The organism is Dryocola baronae (genome assembly GCF_051297175.1).
Taxonomy (GTDB): Bacteria; Pseudomonadota; Gammaproteobacteria; order Enterobacterales; family Enterobacteriaceae; genus Dryocola.
The window spans coordinates 197422-219811 of sequence record NZ_JBINNY010000001.1 but is presented as its reverse complement, the minus strand read 5'-3'; the positions used below and the strand labels follow the sequence as shown (position 1 = coordinate 219811).

Annotated in this window: 21 protein-coding genes; 5 read left to right on the top strand and 16 right to left on the bottom strand. The window is 57.3% G+C overall.

What is annotated here, in order from left to right:
- Nucleotides 1–7 precede the first annotated feature (7 nt).
- Nucleotides 8–2269, bottom strand: coding sequence for a 5-methyltetrahydropteroyltriglutamate--homocysteine S-methyltransferase (gene metE, locus ACSPHG_RS01025; protein ID WP_435951616.1), 2262 nt, complete (start codon nucleotides 2267–2269; stop codon nucleotides 8–10).
- 239 nt (nucleotides 2270–2508) lie between these two features.
- Between metE and metR the strand changes: the two genes are divergently transcribed.
- Nucleotides 2509–3462 carry an HTH-type transcriptional regulator MetR gene (metR, locus tag ACSPHG_RS01020; protein WP_435951615.1) on the top strand — a complete coding sequence of 318 codons (954 nt, stop codon included), beginning with the start codon at nucleotides 2509–2511 and terminating at the stop codon, nucleotides 3460–3462.
- Here metR and ACSPHG_RS01015 read toward each other — a convergent pair.
- The 3 genes from ACSPHG_RS01015 to pldB form a co-directional block, all read right to left on the bottom strand.
- The gene (locus ACSPHG_RS01015; RefSeq protein WP_435951614.1) at nucleotides 3350–4249 is read right to left on the bottom strand and encodes a carboxylate/amino acid/amine transporter; all 900 of its coding nucleotides are present in this window, start codon (nucleotides 4247–4249) and stop codon (nucleotides 3350–3352) included. The genes metR and ACSPHG_RS01015 overlap by 113 nt on opposite strands.
- A 194-nt stretch (nucleotides 4250–4443) precedes the next feature.
- Entirely contained in the window at nucleotides 4444–5250 is an 807-nt protein-coding gene (yigL, locus tag ACSPHG_RS01010; protein WP_435951613.1) for a sugar/pyridoxal phosphate phosphatase YigL, read from the bottom strand.
- A 33-nt stretch (nucleotides 5251–5283) separates the two neighbouring features.
- Nucleotides 5284–6276, bottom strand: coding sequence for a lysophospholipase L2 (pldB, locus tag ACSPHG_RS01005; protein WP_435951612.1), 993 nt, complete (start codon nucleotides 6274–6276; stop codon nucleotides 5284–5286).
- A 101-nt stretch (nucleotides 6277–6377) separates the two neighbouring features.
- On the opposite strand from pldB, the gene rhtB reads away from it, so the two are divergent.
- Nucleotides 6378–6998: a homoserine/homoserine lactone efflux protein gene (gene rhtB, locus ACSPHG_RS01000; protein WP_435951611.1), complete on the top strand. Its 621-nt coding sequence runs from the start codon at nucleotides 6378–6380 to the stop codon at nucleotides 6996–6998.
- 6 nt (nucleotides 6999–7004) lie between these two features.
- On the opposite strand, the gene rhtC is transcribed toward rhtB, so the two are convergent.
- The 3 genes from rhtC to pldA form a co-directional block, all read right to left on the bottom strand.
- Nucleotides 7005–7628 carry a threonine export protein RhtC gene (gene rhtC, locus ACSPHG_RS00995; protein WP_435951610.1) on the bottom strand — a complete coding sequence of 208 codons (624 nt, stop codon included), beginning with the start codon at nucleotides 7626–7628 and terminating at the stop codon, nucleotides 7005–7007.
- A gap of 67 nt (nucleotides 7629–7695) precedes the next feature.
- Nucleotides 7696–9522 carry an ATP-dependent DNA helicase RecQ gene (gene recQ, locus ACSPHG_RS00990; protein ID WP_435951609.1) on the bottom strand — a complete coding sequence of 609 codons (1827 nt, stop codon included), beginning with the start codon at nucleotides 9520–9522 and terminating at the stop codon, nucleotides 7696–7698.
- 63 nt (nucleotides 9523–9585) lie between these two features.
- Nucleotides 9586–10455: a phospholipase A gene (gene pldA, locus ACSPHG_RS00985; RefSeq protein WP_435951608.1), complete on the bottom strand. Its 870-nt coding sequence runs from the start codon at nucleotides 10453–10455 to the stop codon at nucleotides 9586–9588.
- 175 nt (nucleotides 10456–10630) lie between these two features.
- Here pldA and yigI point away from each other — a divergent pair, with 175 nt between their 5' ends.
- Nucleotides 10631–11098 carry an acyl-CoA thioesterase YigI gene (yigI, locus tag ACSPHG_RS00980; protein WP_435951607.1) on the top strand — a complete coding sequence of 156 codons (468 nt, stop codon included), beginning with the start codon at nucleotides 10631–10633 and terminating at the stop codon, nucleotides 11096–11098.
- Nucleotides 11099–11149: 51 nt separating this feature from the next.
- Nucleotides 11150–12046: an EamA family transporter RarD gene (gene rarD / locus ACSPHG_RS00975; protein ID WP_435951606.1), complete on the top strand. Its 897-nt coding sequence runs from the start codon at nucleotides 11150–11152 to the stop codon at nucleotides 12044–12046.
- Nucleotides 12047–12297: 251 nt separating this feature from the next.
- On the opposite strand, the gene corA is transcribed toward rarD, so the two are convergent.
- The 8 genes from corA to lptM all read right to left on the bottom strand — a co-directional run bounded on the left by corA (nucleotide 12298) and on the right by lptM (nucleotide 19355).
- Complete coding sequence (gene corA, locus ACSPHG_RS00970) at nucleotides 12298–13248, bottom strand: magnesium/cobalt transporter CorA (RefSeq protein WP_435951605.1); 951 nt, start codon at nucleotides 13246–13248, stop codon at nucleotides 12298–12300.
- Nucleotides 13249–13410: 162 nt separating this feature from the next.
- Nucleotides 13411–13467 (bottom strand): YsgD/CorL family protein, encoded by a 57-nt coding sequence (ysgD, locus tag ACSPHG_RS00965; RefSeq protein ID WP_236127787.1) that lies wholly within the window; start codon nucleotides 13465–13467, stop codon nucleotides 13411–13413.
- A 148-nt stretch (nucleotides 13468–13615) separates the two neighbouring features.
- Nucleotides 13616–15778, bottom strand: coding sequence for a DNA helicase II (gene uvrD / locus ACSPHG_RS00960; RefSeq protein WP_435951604.1), 2163 nt, complete (start codon nucleotides 15776–15778; stop codon nucleotides 13616–13618).
- A 186-nt stretch (nucleotides 15779–15964) separates the two neighbouring features.
- Entirely contained in the window at nucleotides 15965–16681 is a 717-nt protein-coding gene (gene yigB / locus ACSPHG_RS00955; protein ID WP_435951603.1) for a 5-amino-6-(5-phospho-D-ribitylamino)uracil phosphatase YigB, read from the bottom strand.
- Nucleotides 16681–17586: a tyrosine recombinase XerC gene (gene xerC / locus ACSPHG_RS00950; protein ID WP_435951602.1), complete on the bottom strand. Its 906-nt coding sequence runs from the start codon at nucleotides 17584–17586 to the stop codon at nucleotides 16681–16683. Before xerC ends, yigB begins: the two co-directional genes overlap by 1 nt.
- On the bottom strand, nucleotides 17583–18287 hold the full coding sequence (locus ACSPHG_RS00945; RefSeq protein WP_435951601.1) for a DUF484 domain-containing protein: 705 nt from the start codon (nucleotides 18285–18287) through the stop codon (nucleotides 17583–17585). Before ACSPHG_RS00945 ends, xerC begins: the two co-directional genes overlap by 4 nt.
- Nucleotides 18284–19108, bottom strand: coding sequence for a diaminopimelate epimerase (dapF, locus tag ACSPHG_RS00940; RefSeq protein WP_435951600.1), 825 nt, complete (start codon nucleotides 19106–19108; stop codon nucleotides 18284–18286). The genes ACSPHG_RS00945 and dapF overlap by 4 nt, the downstream gene beginning before the upstream one ends.
- A 37-nt stretch (nucleotides 19109–19145) precedes the next feature.
- On the bottom strand, nucleotides 19146–19355 hold the full coding sequence (gene lptM, locus ACSPHG_RS00935; RefSeq protein WP_435951599.1) for an LPS translocon maturation chaperone LptM: 210 nt from the start codon (nucleotides 19353–19355) through the stop codon (nucleotides 19146–19148).
- Nucleotides 19356–19483: 128 nt separating this feature from the next.
- Here lptM and cyaY point away from each other — a divergent pair, with 128 nt between their 5' ends.
- Nucleotides 19484–19804 carry an iron donor protein CyaY gene (gene cyaY, locus ACSPHG_RS00930; RefSeq protein WP_435951598.1) on the top strand — a complete coding sequence of 107 codons (321 nt, stop codon included), beginning with the start codon at nucleotides 19484–19486 and terminating at the stop codon, nucleotides 19802–19804.
- Here cyaY and cyaA read toward each other — a convergent pair whose 3' ends face one another.
- Nucleotides 19805–22351, bottom strand: coding sequence for a class I adenylate cyclase (gene cyaA, locus ACSPHG_RS00925; protein ID WP_435951597.1), 2547 nt, complete (start codon nucleotides 22349–22351; stop codon nucleotides 19805–19807). It abuts the gene before it with no gap.
- Nucleotides 22352–22390: the final 39 nt, after the last annotated feature.

Below are 22390 nucleotides of genomic sequence, written 5' to 3'. Positions count from 1 at the left end.
AATTCTTTTATGCGTTACGCAAATTCTGCGCGGCCTTCACCATATTCGCCAGCGCGGCGCGGGTTTCCGGCCAGCCGCGGGTTTTCAGGCCGCAGTCCGGGTTGACCCACAGGCGTTCTGCCGGGACGGACTCCGCCGCTTTCTTCAGCAGGGCTTCAATCCATTCCACGCTTGGGACGTTTGGCGAGTGAATATCGTACACGCCCGGCCCGATTTCGTTCGGGTATTCAAACTCCTTGAACGACTCCAGCAGATCCATATCCGAGCGGGACGTTTCGATGGTGATCACGTCCGCATCCAGCGCCGCGATGGAATCCATGATGTCGTTAAACTCGCAGTAACACATGTGGGTGTGGATCTGCGTATCGTCGCGCACCACTGCGGCGTTCAGGCGGAAGGCTTCCACGCCCCACTCCAGGTACGCCTGCCAGTCGGACTGGCGCAGCGGTAAACCTTCGCGCAGCGCCGGTTCGTCAATCTGAATGATGCCGATGCCTGCCGCTTCCAGATCCGCCACCTCGTCGCGCAGCGCCAGAGCGATTTGCTTCGCGATGGTTTCGCGGCTGACGTCCTCGCGCGGGAATGACCAGCACAGAATCGTCACCGGCCCGGTCAGCATGCCTTTTACCGGCTTGTCGGTCAGGGACTGCGCGTACTTCGCCCACTCAACGGTGATGGCTTCCGGGCGGCTGATATCGCCGATGACAACCGGCGGCTTCACGCAGCGGGAGCCGTAGCTCTGCACCCAGCCGTTTTGGGTGAAGACGAAGCCGTCCAGGTGTTCGCCGAAGTATTCCACCATGTCGTTACGCTCTGCTTCGCCGTGGACAAGTACGTCCAGGCCCAGGCGTTCCTGCTCGGCTACCGCCTGTTTGATGTGCTCGGCGATACCGGTGCGGTAGTTGTTGGCATCCAGATTGCCTTTTTTGAAGTCCAGGCGCAGGCCGCGAATTTCGGTGGTCTGCGGGAATGAGCCGATAGTCGTCGTCGGCCAGGCAGGCAGGTTAAAGCGCTGCCGCTGGGCGATTGCGCGAGCGGTGTAGTCGCTCTGACGCTGGCTGTCCTGGGCGGTAATCGCGGCCAGGCGTTTTTCCACGGCGGCGTTATGCACGCGCTGTGAGTGACGGCGAGCCTGAATCGGCGCGCTCCACTCAACCAGTTTTTCGGTGTTGCCGCTGTTCAGGGCGTCGCGCAGCAGCGCCAGCTCGGCGCATTTTTGCAGGGCGAAGGCGAACCAGCTTTTCACTTCCGCATCCAGGCGGGTTTCAACGCTGAGGTCGATCGGGCTGTGCAGCAGAGAGCAGGACGAGGCCACCCACAGGTCGCGTTTGCCGACCAGATTTTTAAGCTGAGCGTATTTCTCCGTCAGATCGGCACGCCAGACGTTACGGCCGTTAATCACACCGGCAGACAGCAGCCAGTCGGCAGGCAGCTTCTGATGGATCTCGTTGATGTCGTCTTTACCGTGGACGAAATCAACGTGCAGGCCCTGCACCGGCAGTGCGGTGATGGTATTCAGATTTGGCGTCACGCCCTCGAAATAGGTGGTCAGCAGCAGCTTCACGTTGCCCGCAAGCGCGTCATAAGCCGGTTTGAAGGCATCGAGCCAGGCCTGCGGCAGCTCCAGTACCAGCGCGGGTTCGTCGATTTGCACCCACTCGACTCCGCGTTTAGCCAGCTCCGCCAGAACCTGCTGGTAAACCGGCAGAATGTCTTTCAGCAGGCTCAGGCGGTCAAACTGTTCGCCCTTCACCTTGCCGAGCCAAAGATAGGTCACCGGCCCAAGCAGCACGGGCTTCACGCTGTGGCCCAGCGCCTGCGCTTCGTCCACTTCATCGAGCAGCTGTGTCCAGGTCAGCTTGAACTGCTGGCCCTTGGTGAATTCCGGCACCATGTAGTGATAGTTGGTGTTAAACCATTTGGTCATTTCGGCGGCGGCGGCCGGTTCACCCGTCGGCGCACGGCCACGGCCGATGCGGAATAAGGTATCGAGATCGACGCTGCCATCCGCATTCTGATGACGAGCCGGCACGTTGCCAAGCAGCAGGCTGGTGGTCAGAACGTGGTCGTACCATGCGAAATCGCCCACCGGTAGCAGGTCGACGCCCGCCTGTTTCTGCTGATCCCAGTGGCGTGCGCGCAGTTCACGGCCCACCGCCAGCAGCTCTTCCTGCGTGGTGTTGCCCGCCCAGTAGCTCTCTTGTGCTTTTTTCAGCTCACGCTTGAGGCCAACGCGTGGGAAACCGAGGGTGTGGTTTTTGATCGTCATTATTCTTTCCTCATTTAATTTAGGTAATCCAGATGGATTTCGGATTTAGGGAAGGCGGCAAGCTTGCTTATCCCCCCAGGAGCTTACTTAGGTAAGTGACTGGGGTAAGTAAGTGCAGCCAACGCACCATAAATTCGAAAGACGCTGGATTTAGCCATCCAGATGTTTACACATCCATAATCCGCAGGTACTGTATATTCCTCAAGCGCAATTTGTTCATGGCGAAGTGAAGGACTTTCATGATCGAGATAAAACACCTGCGGACGCTCCAGGCGTTAAGAAACTGCGGCTCGCTGGCCGCCGCCGCCGCCGCGTTACACCAGACCCAGTCTGCCCTCTCCCATCAGTTCAGCGATTTGGAGCAGCGGCTTGGGTTCCGCCTGTTTGTTCGTAAAAGTCAGCCGCTGCGCTTTACGCCGCAGGGTGAAATTCTGCTTGGCCTTGCCGAACAAGTTTTGCCGCAGCTAAGCCGCGCGCTTCAGGCGTGTAACGAGCCGCACCAGACCACGCTTCGCATCGCCATTGAATGCCATAGCTGTATCCAGTGGCTAACCCCGGCGCTGGAAAGCTTTAACCGGCAGTGGCCGCAGGTGGAGATGGATTTCAAATCCGGCGTAACCTTTGACCCGCAGCCCGCGCTTCAGCAGAGCGAGCTGGACATCGTGCTAACCTCCGACATCCTGCCCCGCAGCGGCCTGCACTATTCGCCGATGTTTGATTATGAAGTGCGCCTGGTGCTGGCAACCGACCATCCGCTGGCGGGCAAAGCGCGCATCGAGCCGGAAGATCTGAGCAGCGAAACCCTGCTGATTTACCCGGTACAGCGCACCCGTCTGGATATCTGGCGGCATTTTTTACAGCCAGCGGGCGTCAGCCCATCGCTGAAAAGCGTAGATAACACGTTACTGCTGATTCAGATGGTGTCGGCGCGCATGGGGATTGCCGCGCTGCCGCATTGGGTAGTGGAAAGTTTTGAGCGCCAGGGTCTGGTCGTTACCAAAACCCTGGGCGAGGGACTGTGGAGCCGGCTGTACGCCGCGGTGCGCGACGGCGAGCAGCGTCAGCCGGTAACCGAGGCGTTTATTCGCTCGACGCGCCAGCACGCCTGTGAGCATCTTCCGTTTGTGCGGAACGCGGAGCGACCCAATGGCGATGTACCCACAGCGAGGCCATTATCACCGTCCCACCTATAATAAAGCTCGGCCAGTGGGGCTGCTCCTGCCAGATGGCGAGGTTCACCAGCAGCCCTGCGGGCACGTGCACGTTGTTCATGATGCCGAGCGTACCGGCATCCACCTGCGTCGCCCCGTAGTTCCACATGAAATAGCCCAGCCCGGAAGCCACCACGCCCAGCCAGACGAGAATGCCCCATTGCAGGCCGGTGGTCGGCAGCTTCTGCGGGTTGCCCAGCGCGAACCAGGCGACGACCGCCACAACTGCCGCTCCGAGGTAAAACCAGGAGAACGCGCAGCGCTGCGGCATAGGCCGCGTTTCCATCAGGCGCTTGTAGCCCACCATCCCGATGGCGAAGCAGATATTCGCCGCCTGCACCAGCAGTAGGCCAATCCAGAAGTGATCGCTTACTTTGTCGTAGCGAATGATCGCCGCGCCAATCACCGCCAGCCCGGCGCTTAGGGCATATCCCCAGCGCAGCGGCCTGCGGCTCAGCAGATCATAAATTAGCGTGATGTAGAGCGGCGTAAGCACGGTAAACAGCAGAAATTCCGAGACCGTCAGGTAGAGATACGCCTGGAAGCTAAACAGGTACATCACGCCGAGTTGCAGCGCCCCCACCAGCATATACAGCAGCAGCGTTTTTGCACTGTAGCCCTTAAAACGGAGGAACGGCAGGAACACCAGCGCCGCCAGCCCCACGCGCATCAGCACGGAGAAATAGCTGTCGACGTGCCCGGCAAGGTATTCGCCGATGAGGCTAAAGGAAAAGGCCCACAGAATAGTGGTGATGATGAGTAACGGCACGATGGGATCTCAACAGGCAATTTATTCGCTATTGTAGCGAAGCTTGTTGGCAGGAGCTGAAGTATTTAGTTTACGAGTGATTACTTAATCGACAACATGGCGGATGGCGCTGCCGCTTATCCACCCTACGATTCGTGCAGACCGTAGGTCGGGTAGGCGCACATCGCCCCCCGACATCTCGCAATCAACAACGCTTAATCTTTGCCGAGGAACATCTTACGCAGGTAATGCGGCACGGCGTTGTCGGCGTTAGTGCCAATCACTTCCAGCTCCGGCAGCAGGTCTTTCAGGCGCTGGTGCGCGTTGCCCATGATGCAGCCTTTGCCCGCCATGGAGAGCATTTCCTGGTCGTTCATGCCGTCACCAAAAGCGATGCAGTCTTTCAGGCTGTAGCCCATGGCTTTTGATACCGCTTCCAGCGCGTGGCCTTTAGAAACGCCACCGGCCATTACTTCCAGGCAGGTTAGCGTGGAGAAGCTGACGTTTACGCGATCGCCCCAGCGCGCGTTGATCGCCTGCTCAAGCGGCAGCAGCTTTTCGTGATCGTCGCAGGTGAAGAACACTTTGCTGACGCCGTCGGTTTCCAGCAGGCCCGGCTCATACAGCGAGTAGTTAAACACCGCCTCTTTAAAATATTTCATCTCTTCCGGACGATGGCGGTTCATAAACCACTCGTCGCCACGGTAGACGTTGGTCACGATGTCCTGATTGGCATGCATCACGCCAAACAGGTCGGCGGCGATGTCGCGATCCAGATCGTGGGTGAACACCAGGTTGCCGTCGGTATCATGCACGCGCGCGCCGTTGGAGGTGATCATGTAGGCTTTGATTTCGAGGTTGTCGCGGATTTGACCAACGTCGATATGGTGGCGGCCCGTAGCGAACACGAAATGTACGCCCTTGGCGGTAAGCAGCTTCAGCGTTTCTTTAGCGTACGGGGAAAGAAGGTGATCGGGGGACAGCAACGTGCCATCTAAGTCAGACGCAACGACATGGTACATAGGATTTGTTGAACCTCTGGTGGTGAATTCAAATTAATCATGCCTATCAAAGAACGCGATGATGGCATTGAGCGCTCTAGCTCGCATACTGTCCTTTTCAAACAGGATCTCATGATACGCGCCGTTTATGACGTAAGGTGTTTCCCCCTCACAGGGATGGCCCGCCGCGGCACGAAGTTCGCAGAATCGGTAATGGGCGCGGTTATCAACCACCCGTTCCTCTTCTGCCTGGAGTAGTAACATCGGCGTGGTAATGGCGGTGGCTCCCGCTAATACCTGTTCTCCTGCGAGTATCCCTTCGCGTACCCAATGCCATGTTGGCCCACCGACCCGCAATGCTGGCTCATCAGCATAAAAACGCAGGTTGCGGCGATAGCGTTCACGGCTATGGGTCAGGACATTAACGCTAAACGGCAGCGCGCGCCAGCGGCCTGTTCCTATTGCATAACCCTCACGAATACGAGGATGGCCTTCCGCCCAGTCCAGCAGGTGGCGCACCATCCATTCCGGCCAGCGCAGCGTAATGCCAAACATCGGCGCGCAAAGCGCTACGGCATCGAAAGCGTCCGGGTTTTTCTCAAGCCACAGCGTGGTGATCGCCCCACCCATCGAGTGGGCCAGCACATAGCGTTTGCGCCACGGGCCAGGAGCAACCTCCTGCTGATAGAAGAGATCGAAATCTTCCACATAATCACTGAATTTGACGACGTGGCCACGGTGGGTGTCAGACAGCATGCGCCCGGAGCGGCCCTGGCCACGATGGTCGATAATCAGCACATCAAAGCCGCAGTGGAACAAATCGTAGGCGAGTTCGGCGTATTTGACGTAGCTTTCAATGCGACCAGGGCAAACGACAATCACCCTGTCATGCTCCTTTGAGCAGAAGCGGACGTAGCGTACCGGTACCTCATCAACGCCCGCAAATTCGCACTCTTCACGCTTACGCCAGAAGTCCGTCAGTGGACCCGTTGCGAAAGCAGCAAATGCGCCTTCACGGTTTAACCATCCTTTTTTATGCTGCGTCATAAGCTGTTTTTGCACCGTCTGAACTGAATGTTTTTGCCCCGTAGCACGCCTATAAACAATAGCGTATTGTGGCATAAAAGTGTTTGCTCTGGGAATTTCACATGACTTTCGAGTGGTGGTGTACCTACCTTCTGACCACGCTGATCCTCAGCCTGTCGCCCGGCTCCGGCGCAATCAATACGATGTCCACCGCCATCAGCCACGGCTATCGCGGCGCGGCGGCGTCAATCGCCGGTTTACAAACTGGGCTTGCGATTCACATTGTGCTGGTGGGCGTTGGCCTGGGCGCGCTGTTTTCACGTTCGCTAATGGCGTTTGAAATACTGAAGTGGGCGGGCGTGGCGTATCTGATTTGGCTTGGCATTCAACAGTGGCGTGCGGCGGGGGCAATAGATCTCAACACGCTGGCGACGAGCCAGCCGCGCAGCCGCCTGTTTAAGCGCGCCGTTTTCGTGAACCTCACCAACCCGAAAAGCATCGTGTTTCTGGCGGCGCTTTTCCCGCAGTTCATCGCACCGCATCAGCCGCAGGCGATTCAGTACGTGATTCTCGGCGTCACGACGGTGGTGGTGGATATCATAGTGATGATTGGCTACGCGACCCTTGCCACGCGCATCGCGGGTTGGATCAAAGGGCCGCGCCAGATGAAGGCATTGAACCGGGTATTTGGTTCGCTGTTTATGCTGGTTGGCGCGCTCCTTGCCGGAGCACGCCAGGCCTGACGCAGGTTAACGCGAGATAATCAGGTGAATGCCGAAGCCGGTAAACAACGCGCCCGCCATACCGTCAATCCATTTGGCGAGGCGCTGATAGCCACGGCGCATTTTCGGTAAGGCAAACAGGCTGGCGACGATGGCGAACCATGCAAAGGTTTCAAGAGCGATCATCACGAACAGCCCCCAACGTTCCGCGCTGCCCACATCGTTACCGACGAAAAGAGAAAACACGCTGCCGAAGTAAATAATGGCCTTCGGGTTTGAGAGGTTGGTCAGCAGCCCTTTCAGGAAGCTACGGCCACCGCGCGCCAGCTCAACTTCAGGCGCAGCTTCATCCGTTGCGACCTCTTTCTTAAACGCGCCGCGCAGCATCTGGTAGCCCATCCAGCAAAGATACAGGCCGCCGCCGACCATAATAATGCTGTGCAGCCACGCCATTTTTTCGAGAATGAGATTCAGGCCAAGCAACGCCACGCCGGACCAAACCATGACGCCGCCGGTAATGCCCAGCACGCCCATCATGGCTTCTTTTCGGGAACGGCTAACGGCGGTCTGAGAGACGAAGAAAAAGTCCGGGCCGGGGGTGACCAGTGCAACGATATGCAGTAACGCCACGGTGAGGAATAGCATCAACATAGGAAATAACTCGCGGGATAATCAGTCAGTGAACAACCATCCTGCCACGTTCGGGCAGGACTGGCTACTACTCATCTTCGCCGTCAACGTGGCTACGAATTAACGACATAAATTCACGCCCGAAGCGTTCTAGCTTGCGCGTGCCCACGCCGTTAACGCCCAGCATTTCACTTGGGGTAATCGGCATCTGCTCGGCCATTTCGATAAGCGTGGCGTCATTAAAGACGACGTATGGCGGGATGTTTTCTTCGTCGGCAATGGCTTTACGCAGCTTGCGCAGTTTCGCGAACAGCTTGCGATCGTAGTTGCCGCCAAACACTTTCTGGCTGCCGCGCGGCTTGATAGCCACAACGCGCGGAACGGCAAGCATCAGCGGGACTTCGGCTCGCAGATAGGGGCGAGCTGCCTCGGTGAGCTGCAACGCCGAATGCTGGGCGATGTTTTGAGTGACGACGCCGAGATGAATCAGCTGGCGAATCACGCTCACCCAGTGCTCCGTGGTGTGTTCGCGCCCTTCGCCGTAAATTTTGAGTTTGTCATGGCCGAGATCGCGAATGCGCTGGTTGTTCGCGCCGCGCAGCACTTCCACGACATAGCCCATGCCGAACCGCTGCCCAACGCGATAAATGCAGGACAGCGCTTTTTGTGCGTCGACCAGCCCGTCGTAGCGGCGCGGCGGATCGAGGCAGACGTCGCAGTTGCCGCACGGCTGCTGGCGGCCTTCGCCAAAGTAATTCAGCAATACCAGGCGGCGGCAGGTCTGCGCTTCGGCAAACGCGCCCATCGCGTTGAGCTTATGGCGTTCGATATCCTGCAGCTGGCCGGGGGCTTTCTCTTCGAGGCATTTACGCAGCCAGGCCATATCCGCCGGATCGTAAAACAGCATGGCTTCCGCAGGCAGGCCGTCACGCCCGGCGCGGCCGGTTTCCTGATAGTAGGATTCGATGTTGCGCGGGATATCAAAGTGCGCCACAAAGCGCACGTTAGGCTTGTTAATGCCCATACCGAACGCCACGGTAGCGACCACAATTTGCAGATCGTCGCGCTGGAATTTTTCCTGCACTTCCGCACGCACGCTATGTTCCAGCCCCGCGTGATAGGCCCCGGCGCTGATGCCCTTGCTTTGCAGACGCGCGGCGGTGTCTTCCACTTTTGCACGGCTGTTGCAGTAGATAATGCCGGATTTGCCGCGCTGCTCCTGCACGTAGCGCATCAGCTGATCGAGCGGCTTAAACTTCTCCATCAGCATGTAGCGAATGTTGGGGCGGTCGAAGCTGCTGATTTGGATCAGCGGGTCCTGCAGGCCGAGCAGGCGAACGATGTCGAGGCGGGTGGTGTCGTCTGCTGTCGCGGTCAGCGCGATAAACGGCACCGTTGGCAAACGCTGGCGCAGTTGCCCAAGCGCCGCGTATTCCGGGCGGAAGTCATGCCCCCACTGGGAAATACAGTGCGCCTCGTCCACCGCCACCATCGAGAGGTGCCAGTGGCTGATTTGGTCGATGAAGTTATCCATCATCAGCCGCTCAGGGGCGATATAAAGCAGGCGGATTTGCCCGCTGCGGCAGCCCGCCATCACTTCCTGCTGCTGCTCACGGGTTTGGGTGGAGTTCAGACAGGCCGCCGCCACGCCGTTGGCAAGGAGCTGGTCGACCTGGTCTTTCATCAGCGAGATGAGCGGCGAGACGACAACCGTCAGCCCGCCAAAGACCAGCGCAGGGATCTGATAACAAAGTGATTTGCCGCCGCCGGTAGGCATGACGACCAGACAATCGCGACCGGCAAGCACCGTTTCGATGATGGTTTCCTGGCCCGGACGGAACTGCTGGTAACCGAAGGTTTCTTGTAAAACCTGCCTTGCCAGCGCTGTCTGATTGATTACTTCCGCCTGTGTCACGCTCTCTCCACCACCAAAAAAACAGGCGCCATTTTCAGCGCCTGCGTCCAAAACTGCAACTTTTTAGAACAGATCGTTAAGCATAACGCCAACGCCGACACGCGTCTGGTTAAAGTTGTAATCAATTAACGATTCGCCGTAGCCGCTATATACCTGTGTATAAAGGCGAACGTGTTTGGTGACCGGATAGCTCAGGCCCATTTCCGCGCCGCCGTAGCCGGTATTCCAGTTGTACTGACCCTTCACGCTCAGTACCGCATCGCCCAGCGCGTAACCAATTTTGAGCTGGTAGTAGCCCATATATTTGGTGATATCCGGGTTGTCGTCGGTGCTGCCAAGCACGTACCACGGCTTGGCTTCGACCAGCCAGTTGCCGTTTTCCGCCATCAGACGCGCGTACATGCGGTTCCAGCTGCGCGACGTTGGGTCGGAACGGCCGTTCGAATCGTGGTTATAACCAAACTCCACGTCGCGCAGCGTCCAGCCGGCAAACGTCTCATCCATGGCAAAGCCGAGGAAGATCTGCGGTTCGTAGTTGGTTTCGCGGAACGGGGAGGACTCGCCGCTGTTTGAAAGCTGCCACCAGGATTTCTGCGTGTAGGACGCGCCCAGCACGGAGTTAGAACCGAGAATGCCGCGCCACAGCGGGAAGGCGAGGCTCAGCTGGAACTTCACTTCGTCTTTGCGCGCGTTATCCGACCAGTTGTAGGAGCTGATGGCTTCTTTATTGAGATCGCTGGTGTCGGTGTAGATCAGGTAGTTCGTATCGTAAGGATACAGGGTGAACGGATTGTCATGCTCAAGCAGCATGTTGGCGATGATGCTGCCGCGCACCGCAGGTTTGTCATGAACCTCTTTAATTGTGGCTTCCTGTGCGTAGGCCGTTATGGGCAGCAAAGATGCGGCCATCAAACATCCCAAAAACTTGCGCATCGACAATGTTCTCCTGAACGTAAAATTTGGTATCGAATTATGAGCTGCGCACATTCTACATAGTTCCTCTGCGTCTCGCTCGTCTACCTCTCCTAAAGTGGAAAGCAACAAATGAGAAGCATAAAATACACATTCAATTAACTTATTCAGACTTTTGCGATCAGAGGAACGATCTATGTCCACCATCCTTACCACCGAGGCTGCCCTACAGCTGGTTGGCGAAATCTTCGTTTATCATATGCCTTTTAACCGCGCGCTTGGCCTTGAGCTGGACCGCTACGAGAAGGCTTTTGCCCAGCTTAGCTTTAGCAATCAGCCGATGATGGTGGGCAACTGGGCGCAGAGCATTTTGCACGGCGGCGTGATTGCCTCCGCGCTGGACGTGGCGGCAGGGCTGGTCTGCGTGGGGAGTACGCTAACGCGGCACGACACCATCAGCGAAGAAGAGCTGCGCCAGCGCCTGTCGAAAATGGGTACGATTGATTTACGCGTGGACTATTTGCGCCCGGGTCGCGGGCAGCGTTTTACCGCCAGCAGCAGCCTGCTGCGGGCTGGCAACAAAGTCGCCGTAGCGCGCGTTGAATTGCATAACGAAGAGCAGGTGCATATCGCCAGCGCCACGGCCACCTATATGGTGGGGTGAGGCGATAAATCCTGTTACTATTTGCTAACTATTTTTCCGACGAGTTATTTCATGGATGCGAAACAGACCCGCCAGGGCGTGCTGCTGGCTCTTGCGGCGTATTTAATTTGGGGCATCGCGCCTGCCTACTTCAAGCTTATCAACTACGTCCCCGCCGATGAAATCCTTACCCATCGCGTGATCTGGTCGTTCTTCTTTATGCTGGCGCTGATAACGCTCTGCCGCCAATGGCCGCAGGTGAAGAAAGCCACGAAGAATCGCAAAAAGGTTTTCGCGATGGCGCTTTCCGCGGTGCTTATCGGCGGCAACTGGCTGCTTTTCATTTGGGCGGTGAATAACAACCACATGCTGGAAGCGAGCCTCGGCTACTTTATTAACCCGCTGGTTAACGTGGTGCTGGGGATGATTTTCCTGGGCGAACGCTTCCGCAGAATGCAGTGGGTTGCCGTGGCGCTGGCGGCCTGTGGCGTGCTGGTTCAGCTGTGGACGTTCGGTTCACTGCCGGTTATCGCGCTTGGCCTGGCATTTAGCTTTGCGTTCTACGGACTGGTACGTAAGAAAATCGCGGTGGACGCGCAAACCGGCATGCTGGTAGAAACCCTGTGGCTGCTGCCGGTTGCGGCAATTTACCTGTTCGGCTTCGCCGACAGCGCCACCAGCCATATGGGGCAAAACCCGTGGTCGCTTAACCTGCTGCTGATTGCCGCAGGGGTTGTCACCACGATTCCGCTGCTGTGCTTCACCGCGGCGGCCACGCGTCTGCGGCTTTCAACGCTGGGCTTCTTCCAGTACCTCGGCCCTACGCTGATGTTCCTACTGGCGGTCACCTTCTACGGCGAAGTGGTCGGGAAAGACAAGATGGTGACGTTCGGGTTTATCTGGGCAGCGCTGGCGTTGTTTATTATGGATGCGGTTTATACGCAAAATAAGCTGCGTAAAATCGGCTAGCAATGGATGGTATAAGGTGGATGGCGCTTGCGCTTATCCACCCTACAATCACCCAGCCCTTGTAGGTCGGTTAAGCGTTAGCGCCATCCGACACAATCTCACCCAACCCCGTAGGTCGGTTAAGCGTTAGCGCCATCCAACACAATCATCCCCAACCCCGTAGGTCGGTTAAGCGCAAGCGCCATCCAACACAATCATCCCCAACCCCGTAGGTCGGATAAGCGTTAGCGCCATCCGGCACCATCATAAAATCAAAGCCAATTCTTACGTTTAAAGTACAGATACGGCGCAAGCCCCGCCAAAATCATAACGATAATCGCCGCAGGATAGCCGAAGCTTAGCTTCAGCTCGGGCATAAACTCGAAGTTCATCCCGTAGCTGGACGCCACAAGCGTGGGCGGCAGGAACACCACGGAAACCACCGAGAAGATCTTGATGATGCGGTTCTGCTCGATGTTGATAAAGCCCATCGCCGCCTGCATCAGGAAGTTCACCTTCTGGAACAGCGATTCGTTGTGCGGCAGCAGGGATTCGATATCTCGCAGGATTTCACGAGCCTGCTCAAGCTGCCCGCTCGGCAGGCGCGCTTTGCGCACCAGGAAGTTCAGCGCGCGCTGGGTATCCATCAGACACAGGCGAACCTTCCAGCCGATATCTTCCAGTTCCGCAAGCGTGGAAAGCGCGGCGTCGTACTCGTCGCCCTGATGCCCTTCCATTATCACGCGACTTAGCTTTTCGAGGTCGCTGTAGATGTTTTCGATTTCATCGGCCAGCTGTTCGATTTTGGTTTCGAATAAATCGAGCAGCAGCTCGTAGGCGTTGCCGTCAACCATGTTCTGGCTGCGGGCGCGCATGCGATAAAGACGAAACGCGGGCAGTTCGCGTTCGCGCAGGGTATAAAGGCGGCCTTCACGGATGGTGAACGCCACGGTGCTGTTACCGGCGTGATCTTCCGCATCTTCGAAGAAGAAAAATGAGTGAATGTGCAGGCCGTCTTCGTCTTCAAAAAAACGCGCGGATGCTTCGATGTCTTCCAGCTCTGGTCGGGTTGCCAGGCTCTGGCCAAGTTCCGTTTGCACTCGCTGTCGTTCAATCTCTTCAGGTTCGACGAGATCGACCCAGACCGAATTGGTCAGATCGTCGGCCTCATCCAGTTCGAGACGGGACAGTCGATTATTTTCCAGTTGAAATGCGCTCAGCATGACCGGGACTCCCAATGCAAAAAATATCAGGGACAGCTCGGTGGGCACACAGGCAGAAACATGACAGGTTTCAGACCATTAAACAGTCTGACTCATTGCGACGGGATATGGAAATATGAGGTCGCCGACAACCACTAAGGCCATCAGCATAAGAGGATAGCCTTAGAAGTTGTACCTGGATGACAGGTAGTTGAGCCAGTATCTACTGGGTGTGTCCAAGGCGAGTGTCCTCTTAGCGTAATCGTGCGCGCATGTTACGCCAGCAAAAATATGCCGTCAACACGCAACGGGACACCGCAGACTAATAAATGCCCGTGATAATTTAAGGGTAGTAGCCGGTTACAAAATTGCCAGGTTTTTCTGTAAGTTACACAGTTTCTAACCGCGCATAAGCGGCCACTAACCACTTAATTCCCTGCCCAGGGAAGGCAACCTGCACGCGGCTATGCTCGCCGCTGCCTTCGAGGTTAACAACGGTGCCCTCGCCAAATTTTGCATGGCGCACGCGCTGCCCCAGCTTGAAGCCAGAATCGTTCTCAGAGATCGGCGTTCCCATGCGCTGATGGCTGACCGGGCGGCTGATGCTGGCGCGCAAACGCACCTCTTCCACGCAGTTTTCAGGCAGCTCGCCAACGAAGCGGGACGGACGGTGATAAACCTCTTTGCCATAAAGACGGCGGGTTTCTGCATAGGTCAGCGTGAGCTTTTGCATTGCGCGCGTCACGCCAACGTAGGCGAGGCGGCGCTCTTCTTCCAGACGCCCGCCCTCGTCGAGCGACATCTGGCTTGGGAACATGCCCTCTTCCATGCCGACGATAAACACCTGCGGGAACTCCAGCCCCTTCGCGGAGTGCAGCGTCATCAGCTGCACCGCGTCCTGCCAGGTATCTGCCTGCCCTTCACCCGCTTCCAGCGCGGCGTGAGACAGGAAAGCCTGCAGCGGCATTAAATCTTCGTCTTCATCCTGATAGCTGAACTGGCGCGTCGCCGTCACCAGTTCCTCTAAGTTTTCGATACGCGTCTGGCCCTTTTCGCCCTTTTCCTGCTCGTACATCATCATCAGGCCGGAGTCTTTGATCACCCGGTCGGTCTGCACGTGCAGCGGCATGTCGATGGTTTCGTGTGCCAGTGCGTCAATCAGTTCCATAAAGCGTTGCAGCGCGGAAGCCGCCCGCCCGGCCAGCGCCTTTTCCTGCAGCAGCAGGCGACACGACTGCCACAGCGTGAGCTGTTTATCGCGCGAGGTCTGACGCACAACGTCAAGCGTGCGGTCACCAATGCCGCGCGTTGGGGTGTTAACCACGCGTTCAAAGGCCGCGTCGTCGTTACGGTTGGCGATAAGGCGCAGATACGAAAGCGCGTCTTTAATTTCCTGGCGTTCGAAGAAGCGCATGCCGCCGTAAATTCTGTACGGCATGCCGACCTGTAATAACGCTTCTTCCAGCACGCGCGATTGGGCGTTGCTGCGGTAGAGAATGGCGCACTGTTCCAGCGCTCCGCCCTTCTCTTGCCAGGTTTTGATGCGGTTGACGACGAAGCGCGCCTCGTCGAGCTCGTTGAACGCGCAGTAGAGTGAAATCGGCTCGCCGTCGCTGCCATCGGTCCACAGCTCTTTGCCGAGGCGGCCCGCGTTATTGGCGATCAGGGCGTTGGCGGCGTTCAGAATATTGTTCGTCGAGCGGTAGTTTTGCTCAAGGCGAATAGTTTCCGCGCCTGGGAAGTCGGTCAGGAAGCGCTGGATGTTTTCCACCTGCGCCCCACGCCAGCCGTAAATCGACTGATCGTCGTCGCCGACGATCATCACTTTGCCCGTGTCGCCCGCCAGCATGCGGATCCACGCATACTGAATGCTGTTGGTATCCTGGAATTCGTCTACGAGGATATTGGTAAAGCGTTCGCGGTAGTGGTTGAGGATATGCGGTTTGTTGAGCCACAGTTCGTGGGCGCGCAGCAGCAGTTCGGCGAAGTCCACCAGCCCTGCGCGGTCACAGGCTTCCTGATACGCCTGATAAACTTTCTGCCAGGTTTGCTCTACCGGATTACCATAGCTTTCAATGTGGTGCGGGCGCAGACCCTCGTCTTTTTTACCGTTGATGAACCACATCGCCTGGCGCGCGGGCCACTGTTTGTCATCAAGGTTCATCGCCTTAATTAAGCGTTTCAGCAGGCGGAGCTGGTCTTCGCTGTCCAGAATCTGGAAATCCTGCGGCAGGTTCGCATCCATGTGATGCGCGCGCAGCAGGCGGTGCGCGAGGCCGTGGAAGGTGCCAACCCACATGCCGCCCTGGCTGGTGCCCATCAGTTGGCCGATACGGTGGCGCATTTCCGCCGCCGCTTTGTTGGTGAACGTCACCGCCATGATGGAATACGGCGAGCAGTTTTCGACCGTCATCAGCCATGCGATGCGGTGCACAAGCACGCGCGTCTTACCGCTGCCCGCCCCGGCCAGCACCAGCATGTTGCTGCGCGGGGCCGCGACGGCTTCGCGCTGTTTATCATTGAGGCTATCGAGCAGGTAAGAAACGTCCATTGGCACCGCCGTTAAAGGAGTATGGGATACTCTAAATAATTCGAGTTACAGGAAGGCAGCAAGCTCGGGAATCCCCAGGAGCTTACACAAAGTAAGTGACTGGGGTGAGCGAGTGCGGCCAACGCACCTGTAGCTTGAAGTATGACGAGTATCAACCCCTGGAATTTTATACAGAGTTATTGATGATTATATCAGCGCGGTGAGGGATGCCAACCGCGAAATTTCCAGATGCGGCAATAAGCGGCTATCGTCGATCTGCATCAGGTCGCCGTCGCGCAGGTTAATCCAGCAGGCCTGCAGGCCGCTGCGCACCGCGCCCGCAACGTCGGTAGTAAGATCGTCGCCCACGTGCAGGATGTGTTCCAGCGGTACGCCGAGCTTTTCGGCCGCCAGATGATACATATCGTTGAACGGCTTGGAACGCCCGTGCGGGCCGGCCCGCAGAACGAACTTGAAGTATTTATCCAGGCCGAAGAGATGCGGCTCCGCGTTGCCGTTGGTGATCGCCACCAGCGGCCATTTTTGCGCAAGAATCGCCAGCGTATCGTGGGTTTCCTTCGGCACGTCTATGCGGCTGCGCCACTTCGCGAAATTTGCCATCGAAGCGGCGGCTCCCGCCTCGGCTTCTTTTAACGACAGACCAGCGTCCAGCATCGCGCGCTCTACCGCACGGCGTCGCCATTCGGTGACGTCGTGGTAAATCTCCGGCTCAGCGAGGCGGATGGCCTGGCGCAGGCGCATGAAATCCGTTTTTTTGAGCACGCTGAGATTCGGATGATAGTTCTGCACGAAGCTCATGGCTTCGAGCTCGGTACGTTCAATCACCGGGCGGTTGTCATACAGCGTGTCGTCAAGATCGAAAGTGAGCGCGGCAATCGGCCCAAGTGGGCGATAAAAATGCATTACGATTTCCCCCGTTTGGCGCGTGGATGCGCGGCATCATACACCGAGGCTAAATGTTGAAAGTCTAAGTGGGTATAGATTTGCGTGGTGGACAGGTTGGCGTGGCCGAGTAATTCCTGCACGCCGCGCAGATCGCCGCTCGACTCGAGCATGTGCGTGGCAAAAGAGTGGCGCAGCTTATGCGGATGAACGTGGCTGTTTAGCCCCTGTTTAATGCCCCACTCGCTAAAGCGTTTTTGTACGTTGCGGGCGGAGATGCGCTTGCCCTGCTTCGAGAGGAACAGCGCGTCGTCGTCCGGCCCAAACAGCTCGCGCAGATCCAGCCAGTGTTCGACCCAGCTTACGGCAGATTTCCCCACCGGCACGCGGCGCTCTTTGCTGCCTTTCCCCATCACCCAGACTTCACCGGTAGACAGGTCAATATGCCCGCAGTCCATGTTCACCAGTTCGGACAGACGCAGGCCCGCGCCGTACATCACCTCAAGCATGGCGCGATCGCGCACGGCGAGGGGATCGTTAAGATCGATATCCAACAGGCGATTTATATCATCAACATCGATATTTTTCGGCAGATGGCGGCCCGCTTTCGGGGCAGAAATACCTTTTGCGGGATTAGCTTTTAGTTCGCCCTGGCTGACCAGCCAGTCGAAGAAGCTGCGTAACGCGGAAAGACGTAGCGCCAGGCTTGACGGCCCAAGGCCCGCGCGGCGGCTGCGCACCGCCAGCGAACGAACGCCTGCGGCATCGCACGCCTGCCAGGCTTTGATGCCCATCTCGTCGAGAAGATGAATAATGGCGGCGAGCTGGCGGCCATAGTTAAGTAGGGTTAACGGGCTGAGCTGGCGCTCAACCTTGAGGTATCGCAGGAAGCCATCAACGAGCGTTTGCAGAGGTGCGGCGGTCATACTCGCTCAACCCAGCGCTCCAGCAAATCCGGCAGCATCAGCGCCAGCTCGTGCAACAGCTGCGTTCCCTGCCCTTGCTGATAGTGCTGGGCATCCCGGCTGCTGAATAACAGCACGCCAAGATCGGCGTCGTTGCCCATCAGCGACATCGCCACCGAACCAATTGCTTTTGCCTGGGGAAGCACGACCAGCAGCTCCGGCCCGTTCAGCGGGCCAAGGTAATGCTGGGCATCGCCCAGGCGCTGGATGCGCAGCGGCTCAAACGCCTGACGGTTAAGGCCAAGATGGGTGAAATCAGAAGGTGCACCGATACGCCAGCGGTCAGCAAACAGTCGCACATTCGCGCCCGCCAGCCCCATTTCACGCGCCCAGCGATGCAGGCGGTTGAGCATTTCCTGCAGGCTGGTCGCAGAGGCGAGGCGGCCCTGCAGTTTGAGCAGGCGGTAGAATAACCCTTCGTTGGCGCTCGCCTGCTCCATCAGCAGGGTCATGTTTTCTTCAAGGAAATTTATGTGGTTACGGCTGCGGGCCATATGCCACTCTACCAGCGATACCGTGCCGCGCACCGGGTGCGGCACCTGCATCTGCTCAACAAGCTGGGCGTTACGAATAAAGAACTCGGGATGGCGCTGCAGGTACTCTGCCACGGCGCTATCGTCGAGCTCCAGTACGGCTTCTTGCTGTTCCTCGGCGTTCTTCATAGATGTATGAATCCATCATAGACATGGGCCGCCGGGCCGGTCATAAACAGCGGATTTCCCGGCCCTTTCCAGGCGATATCAAGGCGGCCGCCGGGCAGTTCAACCCGCACCTGCTCCGCCAGTAAACCTTGCTGAATGCCTACGGCCACGGCGCCACAGGCACCGCTGCCACAAGCTTGTGTTTCCCCCGCACCGCGCTCAAAGACGCGCAGACGGATGTGTTCGCGGGTGACGACCTGCATGAAACCAATGTTTGCACGTTCCGGAAAGCGTTCGTGGCTTTCCATCACCGGGCCGAGGGTTTCTACGGCGGCGGTGGTCACGTCGTCGACCTGAATCACGCAGTGCGGGTTACCCATCGACACCACGCCGCACATAATGGTCTGCTCGGCGACACGCATAATATAGGTCTTTTCCGCTTTGTTGGCGCGGAACGGCACCTCGGAAGGTTCGAAGTTCGGCTCGCCCATATTCACGCGCACCAGCTCGTCGTCGGTCACGCTTAATACCATGCGGCCGTTTGCCGTGCTCACGCGAATATCGCGTTTGTTGGTCAGCCCTTTCAGGCGCACAAAGCGGGCAAAGCAGCGCGCGCCGTTACCGCACTGAGAAACTTCGCTGCCGTCGGCGTTGAAGATGCGGTAATGGAAGTCGAGGTCAGGATCGTAGGGCGGTTCAACCACCAGCAGCTGATCGAAACCCACGCCGAGGTGACGATCCGACAGGCGTCGGATCAGCTCAGGGGAGAAATAGACATTCTGTGTCACCGCGTCGACGACCATAAAGTCATTACCGAGGCCATGCATTTTTGAGAACTGCATCTTCTGCTCCATTCCGCGGTTACTTATCTCATATTGTCTAGTAGATCACCTGAGTCGGCGCGTCGCTCGTGCCGCGATTGTTGCGGTCCGGCGTGGTCGATTGCGTTTGCGGCTGAGGGGCCGTGTTCTGCGTGGCCGGTTTGGTTTTACCGTCAGCAGGTGGGAAATAGAGTGGCCCTTTCAGGCCGCAGCCTGTGAGGCTAAACAGCGCCAGTGCAACCGCCAGCGGGCAGAAAATTTTCTTCATTATTGAGATGCCTGTGATTCAATATTCTGTCGTCTATCATCGCAGGTGAACCCCGAAAAGCAATACTCTTTTCTATTGGCGAGCGTTGCTTTTATACTGCCGTGAATACGAACAACCGGGAAGAAGAGATGAACGACAGTGAATTCCATCAACTGGCCGACGGCCTGTGGATGACGATCGAAGAGCGCCTTGACGACTGGGACGGCGACACGGATATCGACTGTGAGATTAACGGTGGCGTGTTAACGCTGAGTTTTGAAAACGGCAGCAAGATCATTATCAACCGTCAGGAGCCGCTGCATCAGGTGTGGCTGGCAACCAAAAGCGGTGGCTATCACTTTGACCTGAAAGGGGATTTGTGGATTTGCGATCGTAGCGGCGTGGAATTCTGGCAACTATTAGAAGAAGCCTGCACCCAGCAGGCTGGCGAGCCGGTGAGCTTTAGCTAGTTACTGATACTGTTGCAGCAGCGGCGTCGCGTTATCGTCATGGTTCGCAGACGTCGCAGGCAGCACGGTTTGGGTGCGGAACGGAATGACCTGGGTGCGCCCATCAACCTTCACAATCTGGTAGAACTGCGGCAGGTTGAAGTTGATAAAACTTGAGCCGTAGGTGAAACGGTCGTGGGATGACGAGTAGAAGCGGCTGACGTCACGCACCAGATCCTCTTTGCTTCCTTCGCAGTGGTGGTACACCTCCGCTCGGTTGCTCTCATCAAGAATATAAATGTTAAAGCCCTGCTCTTCGTTGGTCTCTTCAAAGAAGAACTGAATGATCCCTTCGCTGGCGAAACCGTCCACCACCGGCGGCAGCTGCACCTGGTTAGTTTCAACCTGAACCGACAGGCCATGCAGTTTGTTATGGGAAATCGCCCCATAGAATTCAACCGCATTTTCCAGCTTCTGCACCGATACGCTCAGGCGCTCGAAGAACAGTCCCCACGTCTGGCCGGAAACGCGCAGCGCTTTGAAACGCCCGGGTTCCTGGCGGGTGCTGGACAAGCGGAACTCAATACATTCGGAAACCAGCTGCTGCACGCGAGTGCGGATCAGGCCACGCAGATGCTGGCTGTAGCAGAAGACTTCTACGCTGTCTGGCGGGGCGGCGTCCTGGTGCATTTTGCCGAGAATCGTCTTCAACGCTTCGATCATCGCCTGCTCGCCGTTGAAGTGCAGGGTACGCACTTCGTTCCACGAGTTGCGATAAAGCAGGTCGACGCTGCCGACCAGGCACTGCTGCTGCTGCCCAAAGCTGAACACGTCGAGCTTGCGGAAGTCAAAATGCACAACCTGATTGCGGAAGGCCGCCGTCGGGTCGTATTCCAGGTTGACGATAATCGCCAGGTGGCGAATTTCGCACGGGCTGTAGAGCGCTTTAGGCGTTGGCGCAGGCAGACGCAGCGGGAAGTGGTGAGACACGTCGGCCACCATCTCCTGCAGCTTCGGCAGGTCACAGATACCGTTGCCCTTAATAAACAGGCGGGTGCGGGAGGTCAGCAGGCCGTTGAAGTAGGCCCAGGCCACCAGCTTATTAAGATAACGGTTATATTCCAGCGGTTGATGGCTGACGATGGAATCCATATTGGGCGCGCGGTTGTAGAGATACCAGCCAGAGCGGTTGGCACGGCCCGGCGGCACGTGGATAAACGTCAGGTTCGTTTCGGAGAGATCCGGTGAAATCTGTGGGTTAACGAGAGTGACTTTACCCGGCAGCGCTTCGAACGCGGCGTAAAGTTTGCGGGTCAGAACGCCGATATCCTGCGGGCTTGCGCTCACGCTCAGGTTATTACGGCGCGCAAAGCGAATCAGGTTGCGATAGCTTTGCATCATCGCGTCCAGCAGTTCGTTGTGCGCGTCGCGGACCTGGTCAATCTTCCAGTTAGCGCGGTTGTCCAGCATTGCCAGACGCGCTTCGTCCCAGCCCCACTCTTTGACGAGCTGGCTTAATACTTCACGCCGCCAGCCAACGCAGGCGCGTTCTCGGGAAAGTTTTTCACACACTTTTAGATAGAAGCAGCGACGCACCAGGTCCAGGCGCGCAGTGTCTTCGATTTGCGTCAGATAATGGGTGACCCGCTCCAGCATCATGCAGTACGGATCGAGCCCGAAGGAGACAATTTCGCCGTCGTGCAGGCGCTGTTTGATGTCTTTCGCCAGCAGGCGGGCGTTCGGATATTCCCAGGAATAGGCTTCCAGCAGCAGCGTTTTCAGCACTGCTTTATACGGGGAATCGATGCTTTTATAGAGCTGCCAAAGGCTTGCGCCAAAGTATTCTTCCGCGGAGAGTGAGCTTAAACCGCCGAGATCCAGCCATTCGTTTGGCGTCAGCACGCCCTGCGCGTAGAGCGACATGACGTAATCGTCGTAGTGCTCTTCTTCGTCGCCCGGCACCATATTCCATAGAATACGTTTCCCGGCGAGCCGCACGGCAGTGCGGTAAAATTCGTCTAACAGCAGAATATGCTGAGTGGAGCCGCAGTCTTCGCCGCCGAGGCTGCCGCTTTCGTTGTGACGGAAGCGGTTCTCATCGATCAGGAAGAAGCTGACCTCAACGCCCAACGATGCCGCCCAGCTTTCCAGCAGGCTGCATTTACGCTGTAACAGTTGGCGTTCGTCGTTATCCAGCCATGCCTGGTGGCAGACCCAAATGTCCAGGTCTGAAGAGCAGCTTTGGCCGACGGAAGAGGTACTGCCCATGGAGTACAAACCGGTAATCGGCAACTCGCCAGCGGCGGTTTCCTGCGGCGGCATGCCGCGCATCAATTCCAGTTCGTTAAGATAGTGGCGTTGGGTTTCATCAGGCGTGTAGATGCAGATGCCATGGGGAACGTTACCGTCAAGGTAACCCGGCATCAGCGGGTGGTGATAATGTAGCAATGTCGGCAGAAGACTGTAGACCTGTTGGAAGGCAGGCCCCATGGCAGCAAGCGCGCGGTCTACGCGCAATTGGTTGATGGCATCCAGTCTCTGTTTAAGAGTCTCAATATAGAGGTACAAGACATATCGCCTGATGGTTTCAGTATTCGAAAAAACCCG

Bases quoted from the DNA above. Each gene is read 5' to 3' on its own strand.
- metE (WP_435951616.1), bottom strand. From the start codon at position 2,269: ATGACGATCAAAAACCACACCCTCGGTTTCCCACGCGTTGGCCTCAAG.
- metR (WP_435951615.1), top strand. From the start codon at position 2,509: ATGATCGAGATAAAACACCTGCGGACGCTCCAGGCGTTAAGAAACTGC.
- yigL (WP_435951613.1), bottom strand. From the start codon at position 5,250: ATGTACCATGTCGTTGCGTCTGACTTAGATGGCACGTTGCTGTCCCCC.
- pldB (WP_435951612.1), bottom strand. From the start codon at position 6,276: ATGACGCAGCATAAAAAAGGATGGTTAAACCGTGAAGGCGCATTTGCT.
- rhtB (WP_435951611.1), top strand. From the start codon at position 6,378: ATGACTTTCGAGTGGTGGTGTACCTACCTTCTGACCACGCTGATCCTC.
- rhtC (WP_435951610.1), bottom strand. From the start codon at position 7,628: ATGTTGATGCTATTCCTCACCGTGGCGTTACTGCATATCGTTGCACTG.
- pldA (WP_435951608.1), bottom strand. From the start codon at position 10,455: ATGCGCAAGTTTTTGGGATGTTTGATGGCCGCATCTTTGCTGCCCATA.
- yigI (WP_435951607.1), top strand. From the start codon at position 10,631: ATGTCCACCATCCTTACCACCGAGGCTGCCCTACAGCTGGTTGGCGAA.
- rarD (WP_435951606.1), top strand. From the start codon at position 11,150: ATGGATGCGAAACAGACCCGCCAGGGCGTGCTGCTGGCTCTTGCGGCG.
- corA (WP_435951605.1), bottom strand. From the start codon at position 13,248: ATGCTGAGCGCATTTCAACTGGAAAATAATCGACTGTCCCGTCTCGAA.
- uvrD (WP_435951604.1), bottom strand. From the start codon at position 15,778: ATGGACGTTTCTTACCTGCTCGATAGCCTCAATGATAAACAGCGCGAA.
- yigB (WP_435951603.1), bottom strand. From the start codon at position 16,681: ATGCATTTTTATCGCCCACTTGGGCCGATTGCCGCGCTCACTTTCGAT.
- xerC (WP_435951602.1), bottom strand. From the start codon at position 17,586: ATGACCGCCGCACCTCTGCAAACGCTCGTTGATGGCTTCCTGCGATAC.
- ACSPHG_RS00945 (WP_435951601.1), bottom strand. From the start codon at position 18,287: ATGAAGAACGCCGAGGAACAGCAAGAAGCCGTACTGGAGCTCGACGAT.
- dapF (WP_435951600.1), bottom strand. From the start codon at position 19,108: ATGCAGTTCTCAAAAATGCATGGCCTCGGTAATGACTTTATGGTCGTC.
- lptM (WP_435951599.1), bottom strand. From the start codon at position 19,355: ATGAAGAAAATTTTCTGCCCGCTGGCGGTTGCACTGGCGCTGTTTAGC.
- cyaY (WP_435951598.1), top strand. From the start codon at position 19,484: ATGAACGACAGTGAATTCCATCAACTGGCCGACGGCCTGTGGATGACG.